Genomic DNA, 13,771 nt, shown 5'->3' on the forward strand with positions numbered 1-13,771 from the left:
CCACAGCCTAGAGCCAAAATTCTGAATGGCTACTGACAAAGAGCAGCCATGTTTCACGAAGGAGGGCAGGATGGCGCCACCTGGCACCATCCTGCCTGAAACTTAACGGCCGCCGGTCTTCTGCACAGCACCCTTGTGCGCGCCTACTCCGCTCCGGTTGCGGCGGAAGTTCTTCTTCGCGGGCTTTGCCTCTCCATCGGGGCGGTGAGCCCGTTCGGCCGTGCCGCGCTGCTGCTTCTGCTGGTCCTGATAACGGCGCTGGCCATCGGCCCGGCGCGTCTTCTGTTCCGGCGTTTGCTCGCGGCCTTTACGCTGAGGCGCCGCCTTCGGGAGGTTGCGGACGGCTTCTACGAAATTGTCAGGCAAGGGCACGATCTCGAGCTTCACCTTCGCGGTGCGCTCGATCGCCTTGAGATAGGGCCGTTCATCATCAGCCACGAAGCTGATCGCAATACCTTCCGCGCCTGCCCGCGCGGTGCGGCCGATGCGATGGACATATTGTTCGGGGACATTGGGAAGCTCGAAATTGATGACGTGGCTCACGCCCGACACGTCAATGCCGCGCGCAGCGATGTCGGTGGCGACGAGCAGCTTAACATGGCCATGACGGAATGCCTGAAGGGCTGTCGTGCGCTGGCCCTGGCTCTTATTGCCATGGATCGCGACGGCCTGGATGCCCGCGCCTTCCAGGAAGCGGACGACGCGGTCGGCGCCGTGCTTGGTGCGGGTGAAGATCAGCGCGCGGTCGATCGGCTCGTTGCGAACCGTGAGAGTGAGGAGCGCCTGCTTTTCCGCCTGATTGACGAAGGTCGCCTGCTGCCGGACGCGCTCGGCCGTGGTGGACTGCGGCGCGACGCTGACCTTCACCGGGTTGTTCAGGAACTGCGCGGCGAGCGCCTCGATCTCGCCGGGCATGGTGGCGGAGAAGAAGAGGTTCTGCCGTTCCTTGGGAAGCAGCTTGGCGATGCGCTTCAAGGGGTGGATGAAGCCCATGTCCATCATCTGGTCGGCTTCGTCGAGGACGAAGATTTCCGTGTCCTTGATGGTGAAGGCGCGCTGGTCGATCAGGTCGAGGAGACGGCCCGGCGTGGCGACGACGATGTCGACACCCCGGCCGAGCGCGCGGATCTGGCGATTGATGGGGACGCCGCCGAAGACGACTTCGACCGACAGCTTAAGGAAGCGGCCATAGTCGCGGAAGCTCTGGGCGATCTGGGCTGCGAGTTCGCGGGTGGGGGACAGGACCAGCATCCGGCAACCCTGAAGCGGCGTCGGCTTGGGATTGCGGGCGAAATGGTCGAGGCTGGGCAGCGCGAAGGCAGCGGTCTTGCCGGTGCCGGTCTGGGCGATGCCACACAGGTCCTTGCCCTGAAGCAGGACGGGAATGGCCTGCGTCTGGATGGGGGTGGGGTTGGCGTAATTCTTGGCGGCGAGCGCCTTCAGGATGGGCTCGGCGAGACCAAGGTCGGTGAATTGCATGAATGAACTCTCGAATTAAAAAGGCTCAGTCGCCCATAGGTTGCGAATCGCAACTGGACGCAAAGCGGGTTGCGAAACGACCCGCGTGAATAGGGAAGCCTCAAAAGCTTGGCGCAGACTTTCATTGGCCGGCCCCGTCACCCCTCAAGGGTCGGGACGATCACGCTGCCAATCGCTGATGGGCCATGAAGGCCGCCCGCTGCGTTGCGCCGCATATGCTTTCATTCATGCAAAAAAGCAAGGGCTTCGCCGAAACGAAGCCCTTGGGAAGAATTCAGAGCGACACTTCCACATGTTTGCCGCGCATTTCGTCGCGCACGTCGCCGCCGAATAATTGTTTGAAGACGCCGCCCAGCGACATGTCCGCGCGCCAGATTTCCGCATGGCCAAGATCAAAGCGGAGCATGAGCAGATTGGGGTCCTGCCGCCCGCCGGGATACCAGGCCGCGACTTCGTGCGTCCAATAGCGGTCGATCACCGCCGGGTCGGTTTCCTCCACAAGGGTGCCGTCGATGCAGGCGAACAGATAATGGCCCTTCCCCGCAAACTGCGCCATGGCGGGACCGCCCTTCGCCAGACGATTGTCCCGGGTGGTGTAGAACCAGAAGCAATGATTGGCACCGGGGTCGAGTTGCGCCGTCATCGGCAGATTATGGTCGTGCGATCCCTGCAAACCGATCATCAGAAAAGGGCTCTGCGACAATTCGGTCCAGAAACGGTGGCGGATATCGGATTCGGTGCTCATCCTTTTGTCTCCTGCTCATGCTGATAGGAGTTTAATCGCCAGCATCTGGCGAAGTTCCGCAAAAGCCCGTCTGGACGCTTGATCTTGAGCAAGCTTCTCTCCACATAGCGGCCATGCTGATCGAGACCGAACCAACGCCAAATCCGGCAACCGTCAAGTTCATCCCCGGCCGGGTCGTCATGGGCATGGGTACGCGCGACTTCGCGACGCCGGAGGAAGCGGAAGCCTCTCCGCTCGCGAATGCCCTTTTTGGCCTTGGCGACGTCACCGGCGTGTTTTTCGGTGGCGACTTCATTTCCGTCACCATAGCGCCGGGCGCGCAGTGGAGCGATGTGAAGCCCGACATCCTTTCGATCCTGCTGGAGCATTTTTCGGCGAACATGCCGCTGTTCGCCCCCGGATCGGCGGGCGAAATCTTCATCCCCGAAGAGGAAGAGCAGTTCACCGATGATCCCGCCGACGCGGAGATCGTCGCGCAGATCCGCGACCTTATCGACACGCGCGTTCGGCCCGCCGTCGCCAATGACGGCGGCGACATCGTTTATCGCGGCTTTGAGCGCGGGACGGTCTATTTGCGGATGCAGGGCGCCTGTTCCGGTTGCCCTTCCTCAAGCGCCACGTTGAAGAACGGGATCGAGCAACTGCTCAAACATTATGTCCCGGAAGTGACGGAAGTGCGCGCCGTCTGAAATAGCGGCGGCGGCGTTTGGCAAAACGATCGCGATCGACTAACCGCTTGCCATAGGCCGCCCGCTCCCACGCCGGTTTTCACAGGGGATTTTCTTGCGCACTCTCGTCATCGACACCGCTACGCAGGCGCTGTCCGTGGCGCTGATGGAGGACGGCAAGGCAATAGGCCATTTCCATGAGATAGTCGGCCGGGGCCATGCCGAAGCGCTGGTGCCCGCGATAGCCGCCCTGCCCGACGGCGGCCGGGCGAACGCAATTGCGGTGGACCTTGGCCCCGGAAGCTTCACTGGCGTACGCATCGGCATAGCGGCGGCTAGAGCGCTTGCCCTCGCATGGTCGCTGCCCCTACATGGTTATTGCGCGCTGTCGCTGATCGCGGCCAAGGCGGCCCAAGGTCAGGATCAGCATCAGGATGGCGGGCCGATCGCGGTCACCATCACCGGAGGGCATGGCGAACTGTTCTGGCAATGTTTTGAAGCCGATGGCCTGACCGCCATCACCCAGCCCGCGTCCACCCCGATCGCGACGCTTGCCACGATGCTGGAGCAGCCGGTGATATATGGCACGGGCGCCGAAGCATTGGTGACCGCGCGTGGCCATGGAACGGCCGTCAGACTTTATCCCAATTCCGCCGATTATCCGTTGATCGCGGCGCTGCCATCGCTTCCGCCCTCCCCCATTTACTGCCGCGATGCCGACGCGCAGCCCATGAGGCAGCCTGCCCCGCAGCAGGGCCGTTCATGATCCCCGGCCTGGCGCTGGACATATATGAGGATGGCGAGCGCAACGCGCTGGCCGACGCGATGGATGTCATGGCGGAGGCATTCGACCCCGCTTATGGCGAGGCATGGACGCTGCCACAGCTGTCCGGCGTCATGATGATGCCGGGCACCTGGCTGACGATCGCGCGGGTTGATGCGGCGGCGATGGGTTTCGCGCTGGTCCGGTCGGTGCTGGACGAATGCGAACTGCTGCTGCTGGCCGTCCATCCGGCGTGGCGCGGACGGGGCATTGGCCGGGAACTGTTGGTCGATAGTTTGAAGACGGCGCGACGGCGAGGCATCAAGTCGATGAATCTCGAAGTCCGTTCGTCAAATACAGCGATCAAACTATATGAAAAAGCAGGGTTCGAATATGTGCATAGGCGTCCCGGTTACTACCGGGGTGCCGACGGACAACTTCACGATGCCCTGAGTTTTCGTATAGAAATGCTGGGATAGACTGGATCGCCCTTGCTAATCGGCGTATCCGGGTATAACGCCGACATACCGCTCCTGAAACGAATTCACCTGGGCGGGTCGCACTCAATTCAGCATTCGCGGGATAAAAGAAATGGAAATCGAATCAGCCCAGAGCGAGCTGCTCATTACTTTGACTTCGGACATTGTTGCAGCACATGTTTCAAACAACAGTGTCGCCGTGTCTGACGTTTCGACGCTTATCCAGAACGTTCACGCCGCCCTGTCTGGTCTGACCAAGCCCGCTGCCGTCCCGGAAGTGAAGCCGGAACCAGCCGTATCGGTGCGTTCTTCGATCAAGCCCGACTATATTATCTGCCTGGAAGACGGCAAGAAGTTGAAGATGCTGAAGCGCCACCTGATGACTCACTATCAGATGACGCCGGACGATTATCGCGCAAAGTGGGGCCTTCCCGCCGACTATCCGATGGTCGCACCCAACTATGCCGAGCAGCGTCGTTCGCTGGCGAAGAAGATCGGCCTTGGCACGAAGCGCCGCCGCACTCGCGCAAAATAAGCAGCAACTGCGGGCGATCCGCGATGAGAGGGGCGCATTTGCCATGCGCCCCTTTTATAATGGCAGTTATGCCGCTAGATTTCCGCTGATTATCCGACACACCTGAATGAGCGAGCCCGCATGAACCGCAAGATCGATGTAGAAGCCCTTTGTCATGAGAAGGGCCTGCGCATCACCGAACAGCGCCGTGTGATCGCTCAGGTGCTGAGTGACGCGGTGGACCATCCCGATGTGGAGGAACTGCACAAGCGGTCGTCCGCCATCGATCCGGGCATTTCGATCGCGACCGTGTACCGCACGGTTCGCCTGTTCGAAGAAGCGGGCATTTTGGAGCGGCACGACTTTGGCGATGGACGCGCCCGTTATGAGGCGGCGCCCGAAGCGCATCACGACCATCTGATCGATGTCGAAACCGGCAATGTCATTGAGTTCGTCGATCCGGAACTGGAACAGTTGCAGAAGCAGATTGCCGAGAAACTAGGCTTCCGCCTGGTCGATCATCGCATGGAATTGTACGGCGTATCGTTGGATCGCAAGAACTGACAGCCTTGCGGCGGCTGCGCTTTCTTTATCGGCTGAGCGCTCTGGCGGCATGCCTGCTGCTTTGCCTGATCCCGCATCTGTTATGGCGGGCCGTAGGAGCGCGATCTCCCTGGCCTCCCCGCTTTCTGGGAATGGCGGCAAGGGCCGTCGGTGCGCGGGTGCGGGTAGAGGGGCATCCCTTTCACGGCGACAGCTTCATCATCGCCAATCATGTCAGCTGGGTCGATATATTGGCGCTGGGCGGTGCAACCGGCGCCGCCTTCGTCGCGCATGACGGGATTGCGGGCTGGCCGATCGTCGGGTGGCTGGCGGCACAGAATAATACCCTGTTCGTGGCGCGGAACCGGCGAGGCGCGCTGGGCGGACAGATCGAAGCGTTGCGCGCGGCGCTGGCGGGGCACCAGCCGGTTGCGCTGTTCCCAGAGGGCACGACCAGTGATGGGCAGGGCCTGCTGCCGTTCAAGCCGTCGCTGCTGGCGGTTCTACTACCGCCGCCGCGCGCGGTGATGATCCAGCCGGTTCACATCGACTATGGCGCGGCCACGGCGGAAATTGCGTGGCATAGCGACGAACCGGCGGGACAGAATGTGCGGCGGCTGCTGGAACGGCGCGGCAGGCTGAACGTCACGCTGCGTTTTCTGGAGCCGTTCGACCCCGCGCTTTACCCCGATCGCAAGCAGTTAGCGGCAGTGGCGCGCGAAAGGATCGCCGCGAGCATTGCGATGCACCTGCCGCCTTTCACTCCGGTCGTGGCACCTGTATAGATGGACGGCATGAATCGTAACGACGCCCCAAAGACTCCAGCGACATTCCACGTCAAATCCTTCGGCTGCCAGATGAACGTCTATGATGGCGAGCGCATGGCCGAGATGCTGGGCGAACGGGGCATGACCGCCGCGGCCGATGGAGCCGAGGCGGATCTGGTGATCCTGAACACCTGCCATATTCGCGAAAAGGCGGTGGACAAGGTCTATTCCGACATTGGCCGGTTGAACCGCGAGGATGGGACGCGGCCGATGATCGCGGTCGCTGGCTGTGTCGCGCAGGCGGAGGGGGGCGAGATCAGCCGCCGGGCGAAGAGTGTCGATATTGTGGTGGGGCCGCAGGCTTATCACCGGCTGCCTGACCTGATCGAGAAGGCGGGGCGTGGCGAGGAGGCGGTCGATACCGACATGCCGCTGGCGTCGAAATTCTCTGCCCTGCCGGGGCGGACGAAGCAGGCTCGGCCGACCGCATTCCTGACGATCATGGAGGGGTGCGACAAGTTCTGCACCTATTGCGTGGTTCCTTATACGCGCGGGGCGGAGATCAGCCGGACTTGGGGCGCGATCCTGGACGAGGCGAAGGCGCTGGTGGATGGCGGCGTGCGGGAAATCACGCTGCTGGGGCAGAATGTGAATGCCTGGACCGGCGAGGATGACAAGGGCCACATGCAGGGCATGGACGGCCTTGTGCGTGAGCTTGCGAAGATCGGCGGGCTGGCGCGCATCCGCTATACGACGAGCCATCCCAATGACATGAGTGATGGGCTGATCGCTGCGCATGGCGAAGAGGCGAAGCTGATGCCTTTCCTGCATCTGCCGGTGCAGTCCGGCAATGATCGCATATTGAAGGCGATGAACCGCAGCCATGATGTGGAAAGCTATTTGCGGATCATCGAGCGGGTGCGGCAGGTGCGGCCCGACATCGCGCTGTCGGGCGACTTCATCGTGGGCTTCCCCGGCGAGACGGATGCGGAGTTTGAGGATACGTTGAAGATCGTCGAGCAGGTGCGCTATGCGCAATGCTATTCGTTCAAATATAGCCCTCGCCCCGGCACGCCTGCGGCGGACATGGACGGGCAGATTGCCGCGGCGGTGATGGACGAGCGGCTGGCGCGATTGCAGGCGGTGATCAACCGGCATCAGGTGGACTTCAACGCCGCGACGGTGGGGCGCACGACCGAAATATTGCTGGAGCGCAAGGGACGTCATCCGGGGCAGCTGATCGGGAAAACGCCTTGGTTGCAGTCTGTCCATGTCACAGCGCCCGAACTTGTCATCGGTGACATGGTCGAAGTGGATATCATCAGTGCCGGTCCGAACAGTCTGGCTGGCGAACTCAGCAGGAGGAAAGCCGCTTGAACCCAAAACCCGTCGTTCCCGCTTCTGCAGGAACCCATCTCCGAGCCTGTCCACCGGGATCGAAGACCAGGAGATGGATAACCGCCAGCGCGGTTGTGACGGATGGAAAGGGAGGCTGCTGAATGTCCAAGAAACCGAACCAAAATCATCGCGTGGACGTTGCTGAACGCGCGCGGTTGGAAGTGACTTTCGAGAAGCCGCACCTGTTGGGCGCGCTGTTCGGGCAATATGACCAGAATCTGGTGGCGATCGAAAACCGGCTGGGCGTTTATATCGCGGCGCGGGGGAATAAGCTTCAGATCGAGGGTGATGCTGAAGCGGCGGCGCGGGCGCGGGACGTGATGACGGGCCTCTACAACCGGATCGTGGCTGGGCAGGAGATCGACAGCGGCGCGGTGGAGGCCGTCATCGCCATGTCGGCCGAACCGATGCTGGACGGCATCATCCGGCACGATGTCGCCGAACCGCCGAAGGTGATGATCCGCACGCGCAAAAAGACGATCGTGCCGCGCTCCGCGACGCAGGTCACCTATATGGAGGCGCTGACCCGGAACGACATCATCTTCGCGCTGGGTCCGGCAGGCACGGGCAAGACCTACCTCGCCGTCGCGCAGGCGGTGAGCCAGTTGATCACGGGCAGCGTCGACCGGCTGATCCTGTCACGGCCTGCGGTTGAGGCGGGCGAGCGGCTGGGCTTCCTGCCCGGGGACATGAAGGAGAAGGTCGATCCTTATCTGCGGCCGATCTATGACGCGCTCTACGACACGCTGCCCGCCGAACAGGTGGAGCGGCGGATCGCGAGCGGGGAGATAGAGATCGCGCCGCTGGCCTTCATGCGCGGGCGGACGCTGGCCAACGCCTTCATCGTGCTGGACGAAGCGCAGAACACGACCATCGCGCAGATGAAGATGTTCCTCACCCGCTTTGGCGAGGGGAGCCGGATGGTCATCTGCGGCGATCCGCGTCAGGTGGACTTGCCTCAGCCGGGGATTTCGGGGCTGGCGGACGCGGTGGCGCGGCTAGAGGGTGTGGATGGCATTTCCGTAGTGCCGTTCGGGATCGGCGATGTCGTGCGCCATCCGGTCGTGGGGCGGATCGTGCAGGCTTATGAGGGGCCGGATGCTTAAGGGCCGAACCTGTTTCTCGACTTCGCTCGAAACGAACGGAGCTTATTTGGATGATTGAAGTTGCGGTCCTTCATGACGAAGGCTGGCCGGGCGAAGATTGGGAGTTGCTGGCGCAGCGGGCGGTTGTGGCGGCTATCACGCACAGCCCCTATGCCGCCTTTGCCACGGACCAGGCGCTGTATGAGGTCGCCGTGAAGCTGACCAGCGATGAGGAGGTGCATGGGCTGAATCGCGCCTATAGGGACAAGGACAAGCCGACCAACGTCCTGTCATTCCCGATGGTGCAGTCCGACCTGCTGGAAGGCACAGGCAATACCGATGATGGCGAGGTTCTGCTGGGCGATATTGTGCTGGCGGAGGGGGTGTGCGCCAGCGAGGCGGCGGAAAAGGGCATATCGGTGTCCGAACATGCCACCCATCTGATCATCCATGGGACTTTCCATTTGCTGGGATATGATCATATGGAGGATGCCGAGGCAGAGGCGATGGAGGCGTTGGAGACGCAGTCGTTGCTGAGCCTTGGCATTTCCGATCCCTATGGGGATCGCCTGACAGGACAATAGGAAGAACGATGGCTGAAGGCAGTCCGAAGGACGGCAACGGTTCAAAGGAATCGGACAGTAGTAGTCACGAGGGCGGTTTATGGAGCGGCCTGAAGTCGCTGCTGTTTGGCGAGGAGGAGAGCCCCAGCCTGCGGCGCGAGCTGGAAGAGGCGCTCGACGATTATGATGAGGATGCGCAGGACGAACGCGCGCCTGCCGCGGCCAAGGGCGACCTGTCGGCGATAGAGCGGCAGATGGTTCGCAACCTGCTGCATTTTTCCGAGCATACGGTCGATGACGTCGCCGTGCCGCGCGCCGACATCATCGCGATCGAGGAACGGGCGAGCTTTGCCGAACTGGCGGCGCTGTTCGCCGAAGCGGGGCACAGCCGCATTCCGGTCTATCGCGAGACGCTGGATACCATCGTCGGCATGGTCCACATCCGCGACGCCTTTGCGATATTGGCGGGCAAATCGCCCGTTCCAGACAGTCTGGAGCCTCTGATCCGTCAGCCGCTTTATGTGCCCGAGAGCATGGGCGCGCTGGACCTGCTGGCGGAGATGCGGGCGAAACGCACCCATCTTGCCATCGTTCTGGATGAATATTCCGGAACTGAGGGCCTGCTGACTTTCGAAGATCTGGTCGAGGAAATCGTCGGTGACGTCGAGGATGAGCATGACGATGCGCCTGAGGCCCTGCTCGTTCCGCTGGAGGGCGGATTGTGGGAAGCGGACGCCCGCGCCGAGCTGGATGATGTCGCCGAGGAGATTGACGAGCGGCTGGCCGATGTCGAGGAAGATGTCGACACCCTAGGCGGTCTGGCGTTCGTCATCGCGGGGCGAGTGCCCGAAGCTGGCGAAATATTGAATCATGAACAGAGCGGCTGGAAGCTGGAAATCGTGAGCAGCGATGGACGCCGGGTGACACGGCTGCGGCTCCATCCTCCGGTTGAAAAAGAAAATGAAGCCGAATGAGCGGGATGCCTGCGCAACTTGGTAAAAGCGCGGGCAATGCTGGGAAATGTTAAGAGCTGACCGTTAGGGTTGCGCCCGCCTTGTTGCTTTCCGGTGGAAGTAATTCGGTGAGGGTGTGAGTCCAACGAGGGTTGCGCCACCCCCTCTCCCTGCCCTCTCCCCCGAGGGAGAGGGTTTTGTGGTGGAGCGGCTTGTGCGGCACGAAAGACTATCGATTTCTTCGGAGCGGGCGATGCTTTCGCCTATTGCCGTGCCGGTGACGAGATTGGAGCGCTGGCTGCTGGCGCTGGTCTGCGCCGTTACATTGTCGTTTGCGGTGATTACGCCCCCCTTTCAGGCACCCGACGAAAATCAGCATTATATGAAAGCGCTGCTGCTGGCGGATGGGCGGGTCATGACCGAGCAGCGGAGCGAGGAGATCGGGGCTGAGCTGCCGCGATCCGCGCTGGATCTGCACGGGATCGACTTTCCCACCGAAGTTACGGGCGAGGCGCGGCGCTTTGATCGCGGGATGATGGAGCGGGCGTGGAGGGCTGACGCAGGGCGGCCGGGCACTGCCTTTGCCGATTTTCCCAACGTCGCCAATTATGCACCGACGCTTTATGCGCCTTCGGCCGCTGGACTGCGGGCTGGAGAAGCGCTGGACCTGCCGCGCATGGGCAGTTTCTATGTGGGACGGTTGGTCAATGCCACGGCCGGGCTAATATTGCTGGCGGTGGCGTTCGGGCTGATGCCCTTTGGACGCGGGGCCTTGTTGGCGACGGCATTGTTGCCGACATTCAGTTATCAGACAGGGTCGCTCTCTCCCGACGCCGTCATCAACGGGATGGGCTTTGTGGGATTGGCGCTGTCCTTGCGCCTTGCCGCAATGGGTAGCAGTCCGGGCCGGTCGGCCGGACTGCTGATTGCCGCGCCTCTGCTCGCGCTGGCGAAGGGGGTGTATCTGCCCCTGATGGCGGCGGGGCTGCAATGGCCGCAGCATCGGCGGGACGTAAGGCCGTGGTTGCTGCTGGGCGCGATGGCGCTGGGAGCGGTGGTCTTCATTCTGTGGATGAAGATGTCCGGCGGCAGTCAGGCGCTTTATCATATCGTGTCGCGCAAGACGGGGGAGAATGTCATGACCGCGCCGCTTGGTGCGCAGCTGGCGGTTATCATGGCTGATCCGGCAGCCTATGTTCGCACGCTAGGGTCCAGCATTGCCGAGCGGTCGCCGGTTTATGCGTTGCAGCTTGTCGGCCGCTTCGGGTGGAATGCGATATTGTTGCCGCTCGGCACCTATCTGCTGGCGGCTGTTATGTTGGGAGCGGCTGTTTTGAGTGGATCGGGGGTCCGGGTCGGCGCGGCGCAAAGGCTGTGGTGGCTGGCTGTGGCTGGCGGCACAGCTTTGCTGATCGAAACGGCCATGTATCTGACGGGCACGCCGCTCGGCGCCGATTATGTGCAGGGGACGCAGGGGCGTTATTTCCTGCCGCTGCTGCCTTTGGTGTTGCTGGCGATGATGCCGGAAGCGGGGTTGCGAGCCGCGCGGCCGGTCTTCGCAGGGTCGGCGCCGCTGTTGCTGCTGATTGCGCTGGGCAGTGCCTATGACAGCTTCTGGGTGCATGGCTTCGTCACTGCCGATGGGATGCCGCCGCATGAGCGATTAAGCGACGCGCTGCTCCTGCCCTCGCCCCGCTGGTAGCCAGTAGCGGCAGAGGCATAGCCAGCCCAAGCCCTCGATCCAGCCGGCGAGGACGTCGGTCGGCCAGTGGACGCCTAGCCAGACGCGGCTGGTGCCGATTAGGGCGATGATGAGGGCGGCGGTGAGGTAGGGTAACGCGTCGTGTCTTCCATGTGAAACCCACGATCCCGTTCGGGCTGAGCTTGTCGAAGCCCTCTTCTTACTAAAAAAGGAAGGAAAGCCCTTCGACAAGCTCAGGGCGAACGGTGGTGGTGGGGCGCCGGGTTCCAAACGCCTCAGCATCGCCAGCGCGCCGAACAGGATCATGGTCCCGGCGGAATGGCCGCTGGGGAAGCTGTAGCTGTGAACGATGTCGATGTGGGGCAGCAGATCAGGTCGCGGTGCGGCGAAAATCTGCTTGAGGCCGGTGTTGAGGAAGGTGCCGCCGACCGTGACGAGGGCTAGCCATTGGGCGGCATGGCGTTGTCGGCGGTAGAGCAATGCGATCGCCACGACGGCCATGATGAGCAGTCGCCCAACCGTGTCGCCGATGACCGAGGCCGCGACCATGACTGGCGTGACCCACGGAGCGGCCGCCCTGCCCGCCCCCGCCGCCTTCATCGCAGCAACGTTCAGTGGATCGAACCAGCCGGATCGCTGGAGCAGCGCGATTGCCAGAACGGCGAGGAGCGCGAGGAGAAATATCCCCGCGCCCCTTTGCCACGAGCGGCGGTCAGATATGGAGCGCGCGTCCATAAGCGGCGAGCACGCTTTCGTGCATCGATTCCGAGATGGTCGGATGCGGGAAGACGGTGTGCATCAGTTCCGCTTCGGTCGTTTCCAGCGTCTTGCCGATGGTATAGCCTTGGATCATTTCAGTGACTTCCGCGCCGACCATGTGCGCGCCGAGCAGTTCGCCGGTCTTAGCGTCGAACACGGTCTTGGTGAAGCCTTCCGCTTCGCCGAGCGCGATCGCCTTGCCATTGCCGATGAAGGGGAACATGCCGACCTTCACCTCATAGCCTGCTTCCTTCGCCTTGGCTTCGGTGAGGCCGACGCTGGCGATCTGCGGGTGGCAGTAGGTGCAGCCCGGGATGTTGCGCGGGTCCATGGCGTGGGGGTGCTTGCCCGCAATGGCTTCGGCCGTGATGACGCCTTCATGGCTGGCTTTGTGCGCGAGCCATGGCGGGGCGGTGATGTCGCCGATTGCCCAGAGGCCTTCGATGTTGGTGCGGCACATCTCGTCGGTTTTGAGGAAGCCGCGATCGTCGATGGCGACGCCGAGTTCCTTTAGGCCGATATTTTCGGTGTTGGGGACGATGCCGATGGCGACGATCATATGGCTGAATTCAGCGGCGCTTTCCTTGCCCGCCTTGTCCTTCAGCTTCGCCTTGATGCCATTTGCGCCGACCTGAATATCGCTGACGCCTGCGCTGGTCAGGATGGTCATGCCCTGCTTTTTGAGCGCCTTTTCGAGGAAGGCGGAGACGTCCGCATCCTCGACCGGCACGACGCGGTCCATCATTTCGACCACGGTCACGTCAGCGCCCATGTCGTTGTAGAAGCTCGCAAATTCGATGCCGATGGCGCCCGAGCCGATGACGAGTAGTTTGGTCGGCATTTCCGACGGCGTCATGGCGTGGCGGTAGGTCCAGACGCGCTTGCCGTCTGCGGGCGTGCCGGGCAGGTCGCGGGCGCGGGCGCCGGTGGCGAGGATGATGTTCTTCGCCGTCAGTTCCTCGGTCTTGCCGTCCTTGGTGACGGAGAGCTTTCCTTTGCCGGTGAGCTTGCCGTCGCCCATGTGGACGGTGATCTTGTTCTTCTTCATCAGGTGCGTGATGCCCTGATTGAGTTGCTTGGCAACGCCGCGCGAGCGTTTGACGACGGCGGCGATGTCCGCGCTGATCTTTTCAGCGGCAAGGCCATAATCGCCCGCATGCTGCATATAGTGGAAGATTTCCGCCGAGCGCAGCAGCGCCTTGGTCGGGATGCAGCCCCAGTTGAGGCAAATGCCGCCGAGATTTTCGCGCTCGACAATGGCGGTCTTGAGGCCCAACTGCGCCGCGCGGATCGCGGCCACATAGCCGCCGGGGCCGGAACCCAGAACGATGACGTCGTAATTTTCAGCCATGG

The 13,771-nt window shown here is 62.3% G+C and carries 15 protein-coding genes; 11 read left to right on the forward strand and 4 right to left on the reverse strand.

Annotation, left to right across the window (positions count from 1 at the left end; all coding sequences use genetic code 11):
• Positions 1-102: 102 nt before the first annotated feature.
• Entirely contained in the window at positions 103-1,479 is a 1,377-nt protein-coding gene (locus tag ACZ5ZH_RS05580) for a DEAD/DEAH box helicase (protein ID WP_464772436.1), read from the reverse strand.
• A 274-nt stretch (positions 1,480-1,753) separates the two neighbouring features.
• Entirely contained in the window at positions 1,754-2,224 is a 471-nt protein-coding gene (locus ACZ5ZH_RS05585) for a pyridoxamine 5'-phosphate oxidase family protein (protein WP_464772437.1), read from the reverse strand.
• A gap of 113 nt (positions 2,225-2,337) precedes the next feature.
• Here ACZ5ZH_RS05585 and ACZ5ZH_RS05590 point away from each other — a divergent pair, with 113 nt between their 5' ends.
• The 11 genes from ACZ5ZH_RS05590 (at position 2,338) to ACZ5ZH_RS05640 (ending at position 11,659) form a co-directional block, all read left to right on the forward strand.
• Positions 2,338-2,913 carry a NifU family protein gene (locus ACZ5ZH_RS05590; RefSeq protein WP_464772438.1) on the forward strand — a complete coding sequence of 192 codons (576 nt, stop codon included), beginning with the start codon at positions 2,338-2,340 and terminating at the stop codon, positions 2,911-2,913.
• Positions 2,914-3,007: 94 nt separating this feature from the next.
• Positions 3,008-3,658 carry a tRNA (adenosine(37)-N6)-threonylcarbamoyltransferase complex dimerization subunit type 1 TsaB gene (gene tsaB / locus ACZ5ZH_RS05595; RefSeq protein WP_464772439.1) on the forward strand — a complete coding sequence of 217 codons (651 nt, stop codon included), beginning with the start codon at positions 3,008-3,010 and terminating at the stop codon, positions 3,656-3,658.
• Entirely contained in the window at positions 3,655-4,134 is a 480-nt protein-coding gene (rimI, locus tag ACZ5ZH_RS05600; protein ID WP_464772440.1) for a ribosomal protein S18-alanine N-acetyltransferase, read from the forward strand. Before tsaB ends, rimI begins: the two co-directional genes overlap by 4 nt.
• 112 nt (positions 4,135-4,246) lie before the next feature.
• Complete coding sequence (locus ACZ5ZH_RS05605) at positions 4,247-4,669, forward strand: Ros/MucR family transcriptional regulator (RefSeq protein WP_464772441.1); 423 nt, start codon at positions 4,247-4,249, stop codon at positions 4,667-4,669.
• A 120-nt stretch (positions 4,670-4,789) separates the two neighbouring features.
• Positions 4,790-5,212 (forward strand): Fur family transcriptional regulator, encoded by a 423-nt coding sequence (locus ACZ5ZH_RS05610; RefSeq protein WP_196225926.1) that lies wholly within the window; start codon positions 4,790-4,792, stop codon positions 5,210-5,212.
• Between the two features lie 131 nt (positions 5,213-5,343).
• A complete protein-coding gene (locus ACZ5ZH_RS05615; RefSeq protein WP_464772442.1) occupies positions 5,344-5,976 on the forward strand; it encodes a lysophospholipid acyltransferase family protein in 633 nt (210 codons plus the stop codon).
• A 9-nt stretch (positions 5,977-5,985) separates the two neighbouring features.
• On the forward strand, positions 5,986-7,335 hold the full coding sequence (gene miaB / locus ACZ5ZH_RS05620; RefSeq protein WP_464772443.1) for a tRNA (N6-isopentenyl adenosine(37)-C2)-methylthiotransferase MiaB: 1,350 nt from the start codon (positions 5,986-5,988) through the stop codon (positions 7,333-7,335).
• Positions 7,336-7,457: 122 nt separating this feature from the next.
• Positions 7,458-8,462: a PhoH family protein gene (locus ACZ5ZH_RS05625; RefSeq protein WP_464772444.1), complete on the forward strand. Its 1,005-nt coding sequence runs from the start codon at positions 7,458-7,460 to the stop codon at positions 8,460-8,462.
• 50 nt (positions 8,463-8,512) lie between these two features.
• On the forward strand, positions 8,513-9,025 hold the full coding sequence (gene ybeY / locus ACZ5ZH_RS05630; RefSeq protein WP_464772445.1) for an rRNA maturation RNase YbeY: 513 nt from the start codon (positions 8,513-8,515) through the stop codon (positions 9,023-9,025).
• An 8-nt stretch (positions 9,026-9,033) separates the two neighbouring features.
• A complete protein-coding gene (locus ACZ5ZH_RS05635) occupies positions 9,034-9,978 on the forward strand; it encodes a hemolysin family protein (RefSeq protein ID WP_464772446.1) in 945 nt (314 codons plus the stop codon).
• A gap of 232 nt (positions 9,979-10,210) precedes the next feature.
• The gene (locus ACZ5ZH_RS05640) at positions 10,211-11,659 is read left to right on the forward strand and encodes a DUF2142 domain-containing protein (protein ID WP_464772447.1); all 1,449 of its coding nucleotides are present in this window, start codon (positions 10,211-10,213) and stop codon (positions 11,657-11,659) included.
• Here the strand turns inward: ACZ5ZH_RS05640 and ACZ5ZH_RS05645 are convergent.
• Both ACZ5ZH_RS05645 and lpdA read right to left on the reverse strand, forming a co-directional pair.
• A complete protein-coding gene (locus ACZ5ZH_RS05645) occupies positions 11,621-12,394 on the reverse strand; it encodes a phosphatase PAP2 family protein (RefSeq protein WP_464772448.1) in 774 nt (257 codons plus the stop codon). The two genes, ACZ5ZH_RS05640 and ACZ5ZH_RS05645, sit on opposite strands and share 39 nt — an antisense overlap.
• Positions 12,372-13,769, reverse strand: coding sequence for a dihydrolipoyl dehydrogenase (lpdA, locus tag ACZ5ZH_RS05650; RefSeq protein ID WP_464772449.1), 1,398 nt, complete (start codon positions 13,767-13,769; stop codon positions 12,372-12,374). Before lpdA ends, ACZ5ZH_RS05645 begins: the two co-directional genes overlap by 23 nt.
• Between the last annotated feature and the right edge of the window lie 2 nt (positions 13,770-13,771).

Source organism: Sphingobium sp. TomMM7A, assembly GCF_055397305.1.